The following is a 16,675-nucleotide window of genomic DNA, read 5'->3' as shown; positions in this document are numbered from 1 at the left end:
GCCGGACGGTTGATCCCCTTACGTTCCGTACGGCGGCCCTGCCCGACAGCGGCCCCTCGTGTCAGGCGGCGGCCTCCCGCGTCAGCGCGCTGCGCAGCCGCCGGGCCTGGGTCACCACCCTGGACGAGCCGTGCCGCTCCGCGGTCTCCGGGAGATGCGGGAGATCACCGTGCGCCCCCGAACGCTCCGCGCAGTCCGCGGCGACGGCGAGCAGCTCACCGAGCCCCCGCACCGCGCCTCCGCCGGAGCCGCCGCCCGCTCCGTCGGCGGCGAGGCCCGCCAGCAGGTCGGGCAACAGGCCGCGCAGCACCGACCAGACGGTGGCGTACGCGCCCGTGGCCGCCGCCGTGCGGATCGACTCGGCCAGCCGCGACTTCTTCAGCGCGCCTCTGCCCACCAGTTCCCCGATGTCCGCGCCGAGCCGCCCGGCGTCGAGCTGTCCCCGGGCCGCGAGGACCAGCAAGGCGTCCACCGCGGAGAGCCGGTCCTCGGGATGCCGCGCCCCGAGCCCGTACGCCACGCACAGATGCAGCGCCTCGCCCGCCGGACCGTCGGCCTCGGCCAGCAGGGGCAACGTCATGGCGTCCATACGGGTGTCCTCGATCGCGGCCGTGCTGATGTCGCGCAGCAGACGCGCCGCCACCAGCTCCCGTCGCCCGGGAACGACGGCAGGCCAGTGCTGCCGGTCCGTGACACCCCAGTGCCGGCAGTACCAGTGGTCCTTGAACACCGTCAGGGGGCGGCCCAGCGGCCGGAACTCGGCGGGGAAGTGGCCCTGGATCTCCTGGAGTTCACCCAGCTCCAGAAGGACCCGGGCGCCGGACGTCCGGCGGCGACTCGTCGGCAGCAGCGGCCCTTCGGAGCTCAGCCACTGGGACAGCCGGCACCCCTCGGGGCTGCCGAGAGCGCGGGCCCGCGCCGCGGCCGCCGCCGACACGGCCGGGTCGTCGCGACGTACCCGCAGGAGCGCCTGCGCGAAGTCGGCCGTTCCCGGCCGGGCGTCGAGCCGGCGGTACTCGGTGAGACGCTCCACCAGTTCCTCGGGCTCCAGGAGCCCGGTGTCCCAGCTGGGCGTGGCCAGCAGGAACGGCATCGGTTCGGCGCGGAGCCGGTAGGCCGCCTCCCACAGACGGGCCTCGAAGGCGCGGGAGAGCGCGCTGTGATGGCAGTTCCCGCTCGTGGTGCCCTGCTGCGCCGCGGTGTGCAGGGTGTCCGTGCCGACCTGCTCGAACAGGGCGGCGAGGACGACTTCGAGTCCGTTCGGCGACTCCCGGAAGATTCTGTCCGCGCTCGGGTACCGCGGGTCGCGGTCCTTCCACCAGCAGCGCGCGACCACGGGTCCGAGGGCCTCCGCCAAGGCTTCCCGGTCGCGGTGGGCGTGACGGACCAGGCCGTCCAGGGCGCGCTCGAACGCGGCGACCCCACCGCCGGAGGCCAGGATCGCGCTGACCTCCTCGGCCAGTTCGGCCACCGACTCGGGCGCGGGCGCCAGCCGTTCCCGCCGCGGAACGGGGGGCAGCACGTCCTCCTGGACCGTCGCGGCGGAGCCGGGGGCCTCGATGCCGAGGACGCGCTGCGCCCGGAGCCGCAGGCCGGGGCTCAGGTCCGCGGCGAGCTCGCCGAGCCGCTCCCGCGCGCTGTTCGCGCCGGCGCTGCCAGCCGTGCCGACGGTGCCGTCCGTGCCTGTGGTGCCTACCGTGCCTGTGGTGCCGTCCGGTCCGGTGGTGCCGTCCGTGTCGGCGGAGGCGGACAAGCCTGTGGTGCCGGGCGTGCGGTTCGGGCCGGGCAGCGCCGTGACATGGCGCTCCACCAGCTTCAGCGCGCGCTCCTGCACATCCGTGTCCTCGTGCCCGAAGGCCTCCGCCACCGCGGGAAGCAGCACGTCCGCCGTGGACGGATCACGCTTGAGGACCTTCCCGAGCAGCACCAGCTGGGCGCGGACCAGCTTCTTCTCGGTGCGGAAGAGCACGCCCGAGGACAGCTCCGCCAACTGGCCGGGCGTCAGCTCGCCGTCCAGCGCGAAGGAGGCGAGCACGGACTGCGCGTGCCAGGCGACGGACGGCACGGCCTGGCAGGCCAGGGCCGTCCAGTCGGCGGAGCGCTCGCGTTCCTCGGCCCGTGTCAGGGCCAGCGAGGACAGCAGGCGCAGGAACACCCGCTGGTCGGCCGGTGCGCCACCGCGCAGCAGCCGCGCGACGCACGCGTCCACCAGGACCTTGCGGTCGAGGACGCCTTCCTCCGCCAGCTCGGCCAGGGCGTTGTACCAGCTGCCCGGTCCGTCGCCGAACAGCCAGGAGATCTGACCCGTGACCTCCAGCGACTCGAACAGCGCGCCGATCATCACGGACAGGTGCGGTTCCTTGCGCAGCCGCTGCGCCACGGAGCGCCCGCCGTTCCGCGAGGCACCCATGTGCTCGAACCAGCCCCGTACATAGGCGTCCGTCGTCGGCACCTCGCAGCCGGACAGTCCCACCAGCCCCGACAACAGGGCGAACGGCAGCCGGGAGGTCACGGGCCGGGCGGCGAGCCGGTGGGTCAGATCGGCGAGCCAGTCGGACTCGCGGTCGCCGAGCACATGGAGCAGGACGCCGGGGGAGGCCTGCGACCAGCGCATGTCGACGCCGGCGATCCAGGTCGCGGCTCCGGCGGCGCCGGTGTGACACGCGGCTCCCGCCGCGTGCAGCGCCGGATGGGCGACGCGGGAGGCCGCGTTCCACGGCGCGGACCGCAGTTCCTTGCGCAGCTCCTTCAACGCGGGCAGACAGGCCCGGCGTTCGGCATCGGTCATCCCGTCCAGGAGGCCGGTCGCCTCGACGGTCCGCCCCGCCCGGACCGCCTTCAGCAGTGCTTCGTCGCTCATCGCTCATCGCCCCCGTCGACCGGAACTTCCGTCGTCTCATCGATCCGCCCCGCGGCCGCGACCGTGGCCACAGCCCGTGCCGCGGCGGGAGTCGAGGCCCGATCGGCAGCCGGAGCAGGGCCGTCCCCGTGTTCGGACCGGGCGGCGCCCCGGCGCACCATCCGCACCGCGAGAGCGTGCTTGCACGGCCCGCGGCCGCCCCGGTACTTCGCCCACCACAGGCACGAACAGCTCAGCGTCCCCCGGTCGTCGCGGACCCGGTGCACATGACCGTCGTCCGCCGTCACCGTGCCGATGGCTCCGTCCAGCGCGACCGCGCCCGCCGACACCAGCGCGAGGGCCGACCGCAGGCGCGGATTGTGCCGCTCGGCCCGCCCCGCGTCGTAGGGCAGTTCGCGGTGGAAGTACGCGGCCTCCGCGGTGTCGTAGCCGACCCGGCCCGAGGTGCCGAGACGGACCAGGGCGGCCCGCACCCGCTCGGCCGGGAGTCCGGACGCGGCGGCCAGGTCGCCCACGTCGACGCGCGGCTCCCAGGCCAGCAGCACCGCGATCAGTTCCGCGTCATCGGCGGCCTCGTCGGTGGCGAGGGCGTCCAGCACCCCGCCCTCCCCGGAGAAGCCACGGGAGGCGTCAGGCGACAGCGTGAGCGTCAGACGCATCCCGGGGAGGACGGCCTCCCAGGCGCCGGCCAGCGCCGCGTCGCCGTTGACCGGCGGGCCGTACACCCGCAGGGCCGTGGCATGGCGCAGCACCCGCTGGAGCGCGATCAGGCGGTCGGGTCCCGGCAGGCAGACGGCTCCCGGGACGGGCCGGGTCGTCGGACGCAGTCCCCGCCCCGCGGGCACCACCCACTGGACGCCGCCGGCCCGGCCGCGCGCCGTGCCGCGCGGGAGCGAGCGCAGGAAACGGACGGCCTCGGCCGCGGGCAGCTCCGCCCGCAGGTCGAACCCGGCCGCCGTCACCTGGGCCTCGGCGAATCCCCGCAGCCAGCGGTCGGGAAGCGGCACCTTCTTCTCCACCACCGGTCCGTCCAGGGTGGTCACAGCCATCTCGTCGGGACCGACCCGCAGATGCAGCGGATCGTCCGTCCCCATGCGGGAAAGGGCTTCGCGCAAAGGGTTGTTGACGTCGACGTTCGTCGTGCCGTGACCGATCTCGTCGCCGTCGAGGCCCGGGGACAGCACGTCCAGACGCGCGTACACCCCGCCGCAGCCCGAGAAGGACTCGAACCGCAGCCGGTCACCGTTGCCCGTGACCACCGGGTCCAGCGAGGCCCGCAGCTGCGGCTGGTAATAGCGCGCCGCCGCGACGTCGGCCACCGCGAGCAGGCCCGCGGCCGCCACCTGAGGTGACGTCAGGAAGCCCGCGAAGAACCGCGGATGGTCCTGGATCCCGGTGGGCGTCGAGCCCCGGGAGGTCTCCAGGCCCAGCCGTCGGCCGCCGGGCACGGACTCCAGCGCGGAGGGTCGGGTGTAGGCCACGGCCTGCAAAGATCGCGTCATGGAAAAACCGTAGAGGCGACCACTGACAATCGCCCTGACCTGCGACGACGCAGGCCTATTGGCCGACGCGCCCCGGCTGGAGCACCTGCGTGAACAGCACGCTCCCGTCCTGTTCGCGCAGACGCACCGTCAGTTCCCCACTATCGCCGTCGATGTCGACCTCGCCGAAGAACTGGTAGCCGCCGGCGGGCGAGACGTTCGAGGCGACGGGAGCCTTCACGAACACCCGCTCCGGACCGAAGGTGTCGTCCAGCGCGCTGGCGGGGAAGGCTCCCGCGTTGAGCGGCCCCGACACGAACTCCCAGAACGGCTCGAAGTCCGTGAACGCGGCCCGCGACGGCTGGTAGTGCTGCGCCGAGGTGTGGTGCACGTCGGCGGTGAGCCACACGGTGCCCGTGATCCGCCGGTGCTTGATGAACCGCAGCAGCTCGGCCAGTTGGAGCTCACGTCCGAGCGGCCGACCGGGTTCGCCCTGGGCCACGGCCTCGAAGTTCGGCTGCCCCTCGGTCGCGTCCGGGACGACCAGGCCGAGCGGCATGTCCGCGGCGATCACCTTCCACACGGCCCGTGAGCGGGACAGCTCGCGCTTCAGCCACTCCAGCTGCGCGGCGCCGAGGATGCCCTGCGGATCGGTCGTCTGGTTGTCGGGGGAGTTGGCGTCGCGGTAGGTGCGCATGTCGAGGACGAACAGGTCGAGGAGCGGACCGTGGCGCACGACCCGGTGCACCCGTCCGTCCTGGTCGCCGGGCCGCAGCGTCGACACCGGGAAGTACTCGCTGAACGCGCGCCGGGCCCGGGCCGCCAGGACGTCCACGCTCTTCTCCGTGTACCGCGTGTCCGTGGTGGCGACCACCTCCCCCGGGTACCAGTTGTTGCGCACCTCGTGGTCGTCCCACTGGATGACGGAGGGCACCTGGGCGTTGAACCGTTTGAGGTTCTCGTCGAGCAGGTTGTAGCGGAAGTTGCCGCGGAACTCCGCCAGGGACTCGGCGACCTTGGACTTCTCCTCGGTCGTGATGTTCCGCCAGGTGCTCCCGTCGGGGAGCGCGGCCGTCGCGGCGATCGGTCCGTCCGCGTAGATGTTGTCGCCGCTGCACAGGAAGAAATCGGGGTCGAGCCGGGCCATCGCGTCGTAGATGCGGTATCCGCCGATGTCCGGGTTGATGCCCCAGCCCTGTCCCGCCAGGTCGCCCGACCACAGGAAACGTACGCCGCCCCGGCGCCCGTGCGGAGCCGTACGGAACGTCCCGCCCACCGGCTCGCCGGTGCGCCGGGGGTCGTCGGGGTCGGCGAGCAGGACGCGGTAGTGGATCTGTTCGCCCGCGGGCAGACCGCGCAGCCGGGTCGTCCCCGTGAAGTCCGTGTCCGCGCCGAGGAGCGGGCCGTGCCATCTGCGCGGGGCACGGAAGGACGCGGTCGGCGAGGTCTCGACGATCATCCGGGCGGGCCGGTCGGAGCGGACCCACACCAGACCCGACTCGGCGGTCACGTCTCCGGCCTGGACGCCCCAGCCCGCCTGGGGCCGGCCGGACAGGGCGAACGCGGGCGCCGAGCCGAGCGTGGTGGGCAGGGCCAGGGCCGCCGAAGCGGCGAGGGAGCCGCGCAGCACGCTGCGGCGGCCGGGGAACGAGCTGAACGGACGGTGCGCCATGGATACGCCTCCGGATACGGATTCGGCCAGTGTGCAGAGCCACAACTACTGGCGCGCCGCAGCGCGCACGCAAACCATGGATGAACAACCGGCTGTCGCCGCGGAGGAACCCTGGCCCGTGCGGCGATTCCCGCCCGTCCTCCTGGGACGAGGGGAGGTGTCCGACAGGCGCGCGATCCTCGCCATGGGGCGCCTCAACGCGCCGTCGGCCCGCCCCGGGCGTCCACGCCGTGCGCCGCCTCCGCCATCAGCCGCACGCCGTCCCGTATCCGCGCGGGAGCCAGATGGGCGTACCCGAGCACGAGCCGTACGCCGCCGGCCGCCGTCGCTCCGTAGTGCGCCGAGGGCCGGACCACGACCCCGGCCGCCGTGACCCGCTCCATGAAGCGGTCCCGCGGTCCGTAGCGGTCGGGCAGCGTGGCGACGACATGCAGCCCGGCCGCGATCCCCGACACCTTCGTCCCCGGAAAGTGCTCCTCCAGGGCCGCGACCAGCGTGTCACGCCGCTCCCGGTAGGCACGCTGGCAGCGGCGCAGTTGGCGGTCGTACTCGCCGCGCTCCACCAGTCGGGCCAGGAGGGCCTGGTCGAGGACCGGGTTGCCGAGATCCATGGTGCGTTTGCGCTCGACGGCCTCCTCGAAGTGGGAAGCGGGGACGAGGAGCCAGCCGAGCCGGAGTCCCGGGGCCAGCGACTTGCTGACCGAGCCCGTGTAGGCGACCTGTTCGGGGTCGAGCCCCTGGAGGGCACCCACCGGGGCGCGGTCGTAGCGGAAGTCGCCGTCGTAGTCGTCCTCGATCAGCAAACCGTCCACGGACCGCGCCCAGTCGAGGAGTTCGGTCCGGCGCCGCGCCGAGTACGCGATCCCCGTGGGGAACTGGTGGGCGGGCGTCGTCACCACGGCCCGTACCCCCGAGGCTTCGAGCGGGGCGGTCGCGAGACCGTCGTCGTCGAGCGGCAGCGGTACGGTGCCGACGCCGGCCGAGGCGAACAGCGAGCCGAGTTCGGGACTGCCCGGGTCCTCGACGCCCACGCGGGTCGTCCCGCGCGCGTGCAGCACGAGTCCGAGCAGTGTCATCGCCTGCGCCACCCCGGAGACCACGATGACGCGCTCCGGGTCCGCGACCACGCCCCGGCGGCGCACGAGGAGTTCCGCGACGGCGGTCCGCAGCCCCGGCAGACCCCGCGGGTCCGGATAGCCCAGCGCGTGATGGGGCAGCTCGGCCAGCACTCCGCGGTGCGCCGCGGCCCACGCCGAGCGGGGGAAGAGGGAGAGGTCGGGGGTCCCCGGGACGAAGTCCGCCCGCACCCCGGCAGGCCGCGGGGCACGATCACGCGCGCGCGGGCCGACCGCACGGACCGCGCCGCCGACCCAGGTGCCGGCGCCCCGGTCACTGCGCAGATACCCCTCCGCCGTCAGCTGCTCGTACGCCTCGGTGACCAGCCCCCGCGACACGCCGAGATCGCCGGCCAGTTCACGGCTGGAGGGCAGCCGGGTCCCGGGAGCGAGCCGCCCCGAACGGACCGCCTCGCGCAGAGCGGCCTGAAGGGTGCGCCCACGCGCGCGTGGCGCGGCGGCCGCGGCCGGCAGGAGCAGCTCCCACGCGGCCGACGAGGACGCCGGCCCCTGAGGGGCGGCCGGTGGAGGCGCCGCGCGATTGGTCCCCGATGACGTCATGGAAGTGGACCTTAAACCGGACCACGTCCGTTCATAACGTCGGAGGCATGAACGCCACCACCACCCGGGGCGCGCTGCTCGCCGCCCTCGCCTGTGTGCTCGTCGGAGGTTCCTTCACCGCCAACAGTGTGATGGGCCACTATCCGTACGCGGGCGGCCAGTTCCTGCGGTACGCCCTCGCCTGTGTCCTTCTGCTGCCCCTCGTCGGCCGGGCCGGGGCGGCCCCTCTGCGGCGTCTCACGCTCCGGCAGTGGGGCCGCCTCGCCGTGGTCGCGGCCGTCGGCATGGTCGGCTTCAACCTCGCGGTGCTCGCCGCCGAGCGCACGGCCGAACCGGCGGTCCCCGGCGTCTTCGTGGGCTGCGCCCCGGTCGTCGTGGCGGTGCTCGTGCCGCTCCAGGAGGGCCGCCGTCCGCGGCCCCGCGTCCTGTACGGGGCCCTGCTCGTCGCGTCGGGCGCCCTCGCCGTTCAGGGGTGGGGCCGCACCGACGCGGCCGGGATCGGGTACTCCCTCGGCGCGCTGGCCGGGGAAGCGGGCTTCGCCGTACTGGCCGTCCCCGTACTGCGCCCGCTCGGGCCGCGCCTGCTGTCGGCCACCGTGTGCGGTGTCGCCGCGATCGAGGCGGCCGCGGCCGGGCTGGTCACCGGCCGCGGAGCCTGGCTGCGGATGCCGGACGCCGCCGAGGCGACCGCGCTGCTGTGGCAGGCGGCGGTCCTCACGGTCGTCGGCTTCGTCTGCTGGTACATGGCCGTGCAGCGCATCGGGGCGGAGCGCGCCACGCTCTTCTCCGGCCTCGTCCCGGTCTCCGCGGCCCTGACCGCCCCGCTCGTGGGCACGGGTTCCTACGGGCTCGCGCAGGCCGCGGGCAGTGTGCTCGTGGGCGCCGGAGTGGCCCTCGGATCGGGCGCGCTGCGCCTCCTGGTCGGACGCGGCTCACGTGCCGTCACCCAGGGCCGTCCCGCCCCCCGCGCCGGGGACGGCTCAGCGGCTGCCGTCCAGGACGACGCGGGCGACGAGCGCCGGGTCGTCGTTCATCGGGACGTGCCCGCAGCCGGGGAGCCGCACCAGCCGGGCCCGCGGAATGATCTGCTTGGCCCGGACGCCCTGGCGGCGCATCAGGAGCCGGTCCTTGGTACCCCAGGCCACGGTGACGGGCAGTGTCGGGATGTCGTCCGTGAACTGGACGTTCGTGCCTGCCCGGAGGGTCTCGGCGAATCCCTCGGCGTGGGCCAGGGCCAGGGTCTCGGCGACGACCGCGTCGGGTGAACGGCGGCCGGGCCGGGCGTAGATGGTGCTGGTCAGCACCGTCCGCCCGGCCACGGACCGGGAGAGCCGCTCGACGACCGGGAGCGGCATGCGCCGGGCCGTCTGGCGCATGGCGATCAGCAGGCCGAAGGCGTAGCGCCGCTCCACCGGTGACCAGAAGCCGGCGGGCGAGAGCGCGGTCACGGACCGTACGAGCTTCTCGCGGCCCAGTTCCAGGGCCAGCAGCCCGCCGAGCGAGTTGCCGGCGACATGCGGCCGTCCGATCTCCAGGGCCTCGCACAGCGCCCCGAGCAGGGGGACCACCGTCGGCAGATCGTGGGTGAGTCCTTCGGGCAGTGCCGGGGACGCGCCGAAGCCCGGGAGGTCGACCGCGATCACGTCGCGTTCGGCCGCGAGGATGGGGACGACCGGGTCCCAGGCCTGGCGGTGGTGGCCGATCCCGTGCAGCAGGAGCAGCGGCTCGCCCGTGCCCACGCGCGCGTAGGACACGGTGACCGCCTTCGGGCCGCGCGGTGAGGGGAGGCTGACGGTGACCGTTTCGGACATGGAACTGCTCCTCGTCTGAACGCCGTGACGAACCATCTCGTAGACAGCTTGTCAGCAACTGCTACCGACGGGTAGCCCCGAACCCTCGCGAACCGCACGCCAGGCCCCGAACGGCCGCATCCGGCTCGCCCGAGACCGAGCGGCCGCATCCGGCTCGCCCGAACCGAACGGCCGCACCCGGCTTCCGGGCGCCGCCGGAGCCGCCCCGGCCTCCCCGATCCCGCGGCCCGCCCTAACGCGCCCGGCGCACCTCCACGTTGAAGTCCGGGTGCCCGATGCTCCGCATGAGGTTCAGCCACAGCGGCAGATACATCTCGGCGGCCCGCGCGGTCCGGATGCCCCCGAGGTCGAGCACGCGGCCCGCGGGCCAGCCGAACTCGCCCAGGAGTGCCGTCACCTGCCCCTTGGCGCTCTCGTCGTCACCGGACACGAAGATCTGGTGCTCGCCCGGCACCTTCGAAGGGTCCACCATCACCTGGCAGTTGACGGTGTTGAGACTCTTCACCACACGGGCCCGCGGGAACGCCCGCTGGATCTGCTCGCCCACGCTGTCCGACTCGACGGGGGACAGGCGCAGTTCGCCGTCCTCGAACGCCATCGGGTTGGACACGTCGAGCAGCACCTTGCCGTCGAGGTGTTCCTCCCCGGCCGAGTCCAGCACGGTGAGCGCGATCCGCCCGCCCACCGCGTTCACGACCACGTCGCCGAACGCCGCGGCGTCCGCGAAGGTGCCGTGATGCGCCGTGGGACCCGCGCCCTCGGCCCACTCGACGGCCGCCGCGTTGTCCTTCGTGCGCGAGCCCAGGGTGACCTCGTGCCCCAGCTCGACCAGCTTGCCGGCCAGGGTGCGCCCCACGTCACCCGTGCCCAGAACTCCGTAGCGCATGGTCATTCCTCCCGTTGCCTCGGGACCGTCGGCCACCGGCGGCCCGTGGTCATTGTGCTCCGGAGGACGCCGTCCCGCCCGGACACCGCGGACCGCGGTTCCTCGATCGGCCCCCGGTGGACGCATCCGACGAGGCGGGCGAGACCGCGAAAGTGCCCGTCTTTGTACGGGGGCTTTCGGCGTTGTGTCACGAACGTCGCCCGGCGCGAACACCCCGTGAACGCTGCGCCGCGGGGCGCCTGTGCAAACCGTACGGGTTCCAGGATTGGTCTTGACCAAGGGTGGGGGCAGCCCTATCGTCGCAGGGATAGTGCAGGAACCTTTAATAAACAAGGGCGTTAAAACGCCGCCGGGCCACGGCGATTGCGGAGGACAGGGTGGGGACCACGCAGTTGGAATCGGTGCCGGAACCGAAGTACTGGCACCTCAGGACTGTGCTCAGCGAAGCGCTGGACTCCGAGTTCACGGTGGGGGAGATCCTGCCCAACGAACGTGACCTGGCGGCCCGCTTCGGAGTCGCCCGGGCGACCTTGCGCCAGGCGCTCGAACAGCTGGAGCTGGAGGGCCGTCTTCAGCGCCGTCGCGGAGTGGGCACCACCGTCGCGCCGCCGCGCGTGGGGGTGGCCGTGGGGACCGAACAGCACGTCTGGCCGGGGGCGACGGGCGATGCCTGGCACGCCGCGGACTGCACGGTGGCCGCGCCTCCCGCGACGGTGGCCGGCATGCTGGAGACCGCGGACGGCGAGCAGGTGCACATCGTCCGCCGGTCCCGGGTGACACACGGTCAGCCCGTGGCGGCCGAACTCCTCTACATCCCGGCGTCCTCGGTGCCCGACCTGTCGGCGATCGACGCGCCCTCGGGCGCCGCACGCGCGCGTGCCGTGCTGCGGGAGCTCCAGCGCCTGGAACTGGAAGGCCAGGACCGTGCCGTCGAGCTCGGCTCGGCCCGCGCGGACGACGCCAAGGAGCTCGACCGCCTTCCCGGAGCACCCGTTCTCGTCGTCACCACCCGCTTCTTCAGCGAAGGGCGTGCGGCGGCGGTGTCCGTCGCCACGTACCGTGCCGACACCTGCCGGCTCACGTTCGGCGATTCCGGCGGTGTGGAGATCCACCACGACCCGGAGCGCCGGGCCTCCTGAGCCGTCGGCCCCGGACCGCCGCACCGTCCGGGAGGAGTCCGCACCCCACCCGTCGCACCCCGGAACACCTCGGGGGCGACGGGTTTCGCGGTGGTGGCGGAGATCCCGGCCGAACCGGACCGGACCGAGGCTGAACCGGACCGAGACCGGACCGAGGTCGAACCGGGCTCCAGGCCGGGCCCGAAGGCGAATCCGGACCGGGTCCGGGACCGATGCCGGACCGGCGGTCGGCGCCGGCACGGGTGCCCCGACGGCGCGTCAGCGGCGCGCCGTCACCGTCCCCTCCACCGCGAACAACTGCTCCTCCACATGGTCGAGGGCCAGCCGCAGCGCGCCGGTCGCCACGGCCGCCTCTCCGAGCATCGAGAGCGCCACCCTGGGCGGACGCAGGCAGTAGCGCGCCAACTCCCGGCGCAGCGGCTCCAGTACGCCGTCCAGACCGGCCGCCCAGCCGCCGATGACGACCAGCTCCGGGTCGAGGGCGAGGACCAGCGCGGCCACGTCGTGCACCAGCCGCTGGATGAACCGTTCGACCGCGGCGCGCGCCCGTAGGTCGCCGTCCTTGGCCAGCGCGAACACCTTCGCGACCGCCTGCTCGTCGAGCGGGTGCAGCGGCTCGTCCGTCGTCGACAGCAGCGTCTCGGGGGTGACGTCGCGGCCCAGCAGATGCAGCGCGCCGATCTCGCCTGCGGCTCCGCCGAACCCCCGGTGCAGCCGCCCGCCGATCAGCGCGCCCGCGCCCGGACTCAGCCCCGCCAGGACGAACACCACGTCGTCGACCTCGGTCGCCGAGCCCTTCCAGTGCTCCGCGACCGCCGCCGCGTTGGCGTCGTTCTCCACGAGCACCGGACACTTGAAGGAACGGCTCAGCCGCTCGCCCAGCGGCAGGCCCGTCCACTCCGGCAGCGCCGTGCCCAGGCGTACGGTGCCGTCCGCCTCCACGATGCCGGGGCTTCCCACGCCCACCGCGCGCAGCGAGCTGCGGGCGACACCCGCCCTGCGGAGCAGTTCCGCGACGGCCACCCGCAGCCGTTCGAGCCGCTCGTCGGCGGACGCCGTCTCCTCCACGTCCTTGGCCATCGCGCCCATCACGCGCCCGTCCAGGTCCGCGAGCAGGGCCGCGACGCGGTGCGGGCCGATCTCCAGGCCCAGCAGATGCCCCGCCTCGGCCCGGAACCGGAACCTGCGCGCGGGACGCCCCTGGCGCCGCGTGGCGCCCTCCTCGGCCGCCTTCTCGACGACGAGGCCGTTCTCGATCAGCCCCTCGACGACTCCTTCGACCGTCGGCCGTGACAGTCCGGTCACCCGGGTGATCTCGGTGAGGGTCGCGCAGTCCGTGGCACGCAGGGCGTGCAGCACCACCGCGGAATTGATCCGTCGCAGCAGAGAGGGATCCCCGCCGGTCAACTGCCCCAACGTCTGTCCTCCCAGCTCGTACGCGTGTTGGCCGGATCGTACTCGTCGCGGAGGACCCCGGCGAGGGCCGGGGACCCTTTCGGTCCGCGGGCCGCCGTCAGCCCGGTGCGACGAACCCCGACTCGTAGGCCGCGATGACCGCCTGTGTACGGTCCCGGGCCCCCAGCTTCGCCAGTAGGGAGCTGACGTGCGACTTGACCGTCTCGGTGCCGACGACCAGCCGCGCGGCGATCTCGGCGTTGGACATCCCCCGGGCCATCAGCCGCAGCACGTCCGCCTCGCGCTCGGTCAGCGCGGCCCGCTCCATGACCGCGCGGGCCGCCGGACTGGCCCCGCCGTCCCCGTGGTCGGCCGCCAACTGCCGTACGGAGGCGGGGAACAGCAGGGACTCGCCCTCGGCCACGAGCCGTACCGCGTGGACGATCTCGGCCGGCCGCGCGCGCTTCAGGAGGAATCCGTCGGCTCCCGCGCGGAGCGCCTCGTAGACGTACTCGTCGTTCTCGAACGTCGTCACCACAATGATCTTGGGCGGGTCGGCGACCGTCCGCAGGATCGCCCGGGTGGCCTCGATGCCGTCCATCAGGGGCATCCGGACATCCATGGCGACCACGTCCGGACGCAACCGCCTGACCAGCGGGATCACGGCGGCGCCGTCGGCGGCCTCACCGACGACCTCGATGTCGGGCTGTGCCTCCAGAACGGCGCGCAGCCCCGCGCGTACGAGGGGTTCGTCGTCGACGAGCAGAACGGTGACCGGCATCCGGCCAGCGTAGATCAGTGCAGTGGCAGCTCCGCATGCACCTGCCAGTCACCTTCGTGCGGGCCCGTCCGGGCGCTGCCGCCGAGCAGCGCGGCCCGCTCCCGTATGCCCCGCAGGCCGCTGCCCCGGCCGGCACCGGTTCCGCCGTCCGGCAGCGGATTGCGGACCTCCAGGGAGAGCGTGCCGTCCCGGACCTCGATACGGACCCGCACCGGGACACTCCCGGCGTGCCGGAGCACATTGGTGAGAGCCTCCTGGAGGATGCGGTAGCCCTCTCTGGACACCGGGCCCGCCACCGTCTCCACCGGGCCCGCCACCTCGGCGTCCACCTTGGCCCCCGAACTGCGGGCCGACTCCAGCAACCGGTCGGCGTCGGTCAGCGTGGGGCGCGCGCTCACGGGCCGGTCCGCCTCGCGCAGCACCCCGAGCACCCGCTCCAGGTCCTCCAGGGCGGCCCGTCCCGTCTCCTCGATGGCCGTCAGGGCGCGGGCGGTGAACTCCGGGTCGCCGGCCGCGCGCGCGGCACCGGCCTGCACCACCGCGACGGTGAGCGCGTGGCCGATGGAGTCGTGGAGCTCACGGGCGATGCGGTTGCGCTCCAGGAGTTGCTCGGTGCGCTCCTCCAGGGCGGCGAGCCGCTCACTGGCGGAGGGGCCGAGGAGCCGCCGCGCGAGCGCGGTGATCAGCTCGCCGAGGCCGACCACGGCGCCGTACAGGGCGAGCAGCGGCAGCGGAATCAGCAGGGCGCTGCTCCAGTGCGGGTCCAGGAGCCTGATCACGGGGTCGCCGGACGGCCAGTAGCCGAGGGCCGACCTGGTGAGGTCGACGGCGAACATGGGCAGCCACACGGTGGCCATGGAGGCCGTCACGCCCAGGAGCATGCGCGCCTCCAGCCAGAGGACGGTCCGCCACCGGTCCCTCATGGCGGCCGAAGGCGCGACCGAGAACGCCGTGTCCTCCCCGCCCCGCTCGCCCGGCGCCAGCATGAACCGCGCCTGCACGCCCTCGCCCCGTCGCACGGCCGGGATCAGCCCCAGCGGAACGAGCATCAGCGCGGGCACCCACGGCCTTGTCGCGTCGATGTAGAGCCACACGCTGATGAACAGCATCGGCACCCACAGGTGCAGCAAACGCGTGTACGTCGTCCCCCACAGCAGCGGGCGCAGAAACCGGGCCATCCCGTCATCGTGCCAGCGGGTACTGACAACCGACCTCCCCCGGGCGGGGGAGAGGATCTCCACGCGTGGGGGAGGCGCCGACCGGTCGGCGACGGCCAGGCTGGGCCCATGACCAGCATCGACGTCCAAGACCTGACCAAGGAGTACGGCGGCAAGCGAGCCGTGGACCGCCTGACCTTCAGCGTCCTCCCGGGCCGCGTCACCGGATTCCTCGGCCCCAACGGCGCCGGAAAGTCCACCACCATGCGGCTCGTGCTGGGCCTCGACCGGCCCACCTCAGGCACCGCAACCATCGGAGGCCGCGCGTACGCCACCCTCGACGAGCCGCTCCGGAAGGTGGGCGCCCTCCTCGACGCGGGAGCAGCGCACGGATCGCGGACCGCACGGGACCACCTGAGAGCGCTGGCCGCCTCCAACCGCATCCCCGATCGCCGGGTGGACGAGGTCCTCGAGGAGGCCGGGCTCGCCTCGGTGGCCCGGCGTCGCGTGCGGACGTACTCCCTGGGCATGCGTCAGCGGCTCGGCATCGCGGCCGCCCTCCTCGGCGACCCGCCCGTGGTGCTCCTCGACGAACCGTCGAACGGTCTGGACCCCGAAGGGATCATCTGGATCCGGGAGTTGCTGCGCCGCCTGGCCCGGGAGGGGCGCACCGTCCTCGTCTCCAGCCACCTCATGAACGAGACCGCCTCCTTCGCCGACCACCTCGTCGTCCTCGGCCGCGGCCGGCTCCTGGCCGACCTGCCCATGCGCGGGTTCATCGACGCGCGCGTGCAGCCCCGAGTACGGGTCCGCGGCAGCGACAGCCGCGCCCTGGGCGAACTGCTCGCGCACCACGGCATCGAGGCCGTCGAGGGCGAGGAGGGCCGCTGGACCGCACGCGACGCACGACTGGAGGACATCGGCCGCCTCACCTCGGCCGCCGGTCTCACTGTTCTCGAACTCGCCGCCGAAGAGGGCACGTTGGAGCAGGCATATCTGGACCTGACAGCCGGCGAGGCCGAGTTCGCCGCCACCCCGACGCAGCCCCAGGAGGCCTGACCATGTCCTTCGCACCCGCACTCCGTGCGGAACTGATCAAGATTCGGACGCTGCGCCCGCTCCTGTGGGGTCTGGCGGCCGTCCTCGCGGCCACCGTCGTCTTCTCCGCGCTCGCCGGGCTCGACGACTCGTCCGCCCCGGACTTCGACCCGCTCTTCACGACGTTCTTCGGTGTGACTTTCGGCCAGATCGCGGCCATCACCTTCGGAACCCAGGCGGTCTCGGCCGAGTACCAGGGCGGCGCGCTGCGCCTCTCGCTCGCGGCGGTGCCCGACCGGGGGCGCTGGTTCCTGGCGAAGACGGTGGCGATCGGCGTACCGGCCCTGGGAACCGGCCTGGTCACCGGCGTGGCGGGACTGGTCGCGGGCAGGTCCGTGCTCGGTTCCCGGGCGGAGGGGCTGACCTGGGCGGAAGAGGTGCGGGGAGTGGCCGGCTGCTCGGTCTACCTGGCTCTGATGGCCCTGTTCGCGGCGGGTCTGACGGCCGCCCTGCGCAGCGGGGTCGCCACGCTGAGCATCCTGACCCCGTTCCTGCTGATCGTGTCCTTCGTCGTCGGGGGAGCCTCGGGGACCGTGGCGGACTTCCTGCCGGACCAGGCAGGTCAGATGGTCCTGCGCGAGACGGCGGACGGAGTGCTCGGCCCCTGGAGCGGGCTGGCCGTGACCGCCCTGTGGACCGCCGCGGCACTGGGCGCTGGCGCCTGGTGCGTCCGGCGCAGGGACGTGTGACCGCAGCGGCTTCCTGACGCCTCACCAATT

The 16,675-nt window shown here is 73.7% G+C and carries 12 protein-coding genes and 1 pseudogene; 4 read left to right on the top strand and 9 right to left on the bottom strand.

The features are described 5' to 3' along the window. Positions 1-61: 61 nt before the first annotated feature. From WJM95_RS03635 to WJM95_RS03620, 4 genes are all read right to left on the bottom strand, one after another. Positions 62-2,860: a DUF6493 family protein gene (locus tag WJM95_RS03635; protein WP_339128002.1), complete on the bottom strand. Its 2,799-nt coding sequence runs from the start codon at positions 2,858-2,860 to the stop codon at positions 62-64. Next, positions 2,857-4,362: an SWIM zinc finger family protein gene (locus WJM95_RS03630; RefSeq protein WP_339128001.1), complete on the bottom strand. Its 1,506-nt coding sequence runs from the start codon at positions 4,360-4,362 to the stop codon at positions 2,857-2,859. The genes WJM95_RS03635 and WJM95_RS03630 overlap by 4 nt, the downstream gene beginning before the upstream one ends. 55 nt (positions 4,363-4,417) lie before the next feature. Next, entirely contained in the window at positions 4,418-6,013 is a 1,596-nt protein-coding gene (locus tag WJM95_RS03625; protein ID WP_339128000.1) for an alkaline phosphatase D family protein, read from the bottom strand. Positions 6,014-6,207: 194 nt separating this feature from the next. Further along, positions 6,208-7,689 carry a PLP-dependent aminotransferase family protein gene (locus WJM95_RS03620; protein WP_339127999.1) on the bottom strand — a complete coding sequence of 494 codons (1,482 nt, stop codon included), beginning with the start codon at positions 7,687-7,689 and terminating at the stop codon, positions 6,208-6,210. Between WJM95_RS03620 and WJM95_RS03615 the strand changes: the two are divergent. After that, a pseudogene (locus WJM95_RS03615) lies at positions 7,680-8,573 on the top strand (DMT family transporter); the annotation flags it as partial. The gene WJM95_RS03620 and the pseudogene WJM95_RS03615 sit on opposite strands and share 10 nt — an antisense overlap. A 96-nt stretch (positions 8,574-8,669) precedes the next feature. On the opposite strand, the gene WJM95_RS03610 reads toward WJM95_RS03615, so the two are convergent. After that, positions 8,670-9,500 carry an alpha/beta fold hydrolase gene (locus tag WJM95_RS03610; protein ID WP_339127998.1) on the bottom strand — a complete coding sequence of 277 codons (831 nt, stop codon included), beginning with the start codon at positions 9,498-9,500 and terminating at the stop codon, positions 8,670-8,672. A 232-nt stretch (positions 9,501-9,732) separates the two neighbouring features. Further along, on the bottom strand, positions 9,733-10,386 hold the full coding sequence (locus WJM95_RS03605) for an NAD(P)-binding domain-containing protein (protein WP_339127997.1): 654 nt from the start codon (positions 10,384-10,386) through the stop codon (positions 9,733-9,735). Between the two features lie 377 nt (positions 10,387-10,763). Here WJM95_RS03605 and WJM95_RS03600 point away from each other — a divergent pair, with 377 nt between their 5' ends. Beyond that, positions 10,764-11,525: a GntR family transcriptional regulator gene (locus WJM95_RS03600; protein WP_339127996.1), complete on the top strand. Its 762-nt coding sequence runs from the start codon at positions 10,764-10,766 to the stop codon at positions 11,523-11,525. Positions 11,526-11,783: 258 nt separating this feature from the next. On the opposite strand, the gene WJM95_RS03595 is transcribed toward WJM95_RS03600, so the two are convergent. From WJM95_RS03595 to WJM95_RS03585, 3 genes are all read right to left on the bottom strand, one after another. Then, positions 11,784-12,941: an ROK family transcriptional regulator gene (locus tag WJM95_RS03595; RefSeq protein WP_339127995.1), complete on the bottom strand. Its 1,158-nt coding sequence runs from the start codon at positions 12,939-12,941 to the stop codon at positions 11,784-11,786. 97 nt (positions 12,942-13,038) lie between these two features. Further along, positions 13,039-13,701 (bottom strand): response regulator transcription factor, encoded by a 663-nt coding sequence (locus tag WJM95_RS03590; protein WP_339127994.1) that lies wholly within the window; start codon positions 13,699-13,701, stop codon positions 13,039-13,041. 14 nt (positions 13,702-13,715) lie between these two features. After that, entirely contained in the window at positions 13,716-14,879 is a 1,164-nt protein-coding gene (locus WJM95_RS03585) for a histidine kinase (RefSeq protein ID WP_339127993.1), read from the bottom strand. Between the two features lie 108 nt (positions 14,880-14,987). Between WJM95_RS03585 and WJM95_RS03580 the strand changes: the two genes are divergently transcribed. Both WJM95_RS03580 and WJM95_RS03575 read left to right on the top strand, forming a co-directional pair. Beyond that, complete coding sequence (locus WJM95_RS03580) at positions 14,988-15,917, top strand: ATP-binding cassette domain-containing protein (protein ID WP_339127992.1); 930 nt, start codon at positions 14,988-14,990, stop codon at positions 15,915-15,917. Positions 15,918-15,919: 2 nt separating this feature from the next. Beyond that, positions 15,920-16,645 (top strand): ABC transporter permease, encoded by a 726-nt coding sequence (locus WJM95_RS03575; protein ID WP_339127991.1) that lies wholly within the window; start codon positions 15,920-15,922, stop codon positions 16,643-16,645. The last annotated feature ends 30 nt before the right edge of the window (positions 16,646-16,675 follow it).

It is taken from the genome of Streptomyces sp. f51 (assembly GCF_037940415.1).
In the GTDB taxonomy this organism is placed as follows: Bacteria; Actinomycetota; Actinomycetes; order Streptomycetales; family Streptomycetaceae; genus Streptomyces.
Note: the sequence above shows the minus strand (reverse complement) of the source record. Positions and strands in the feature narration are given on the sequence as shown.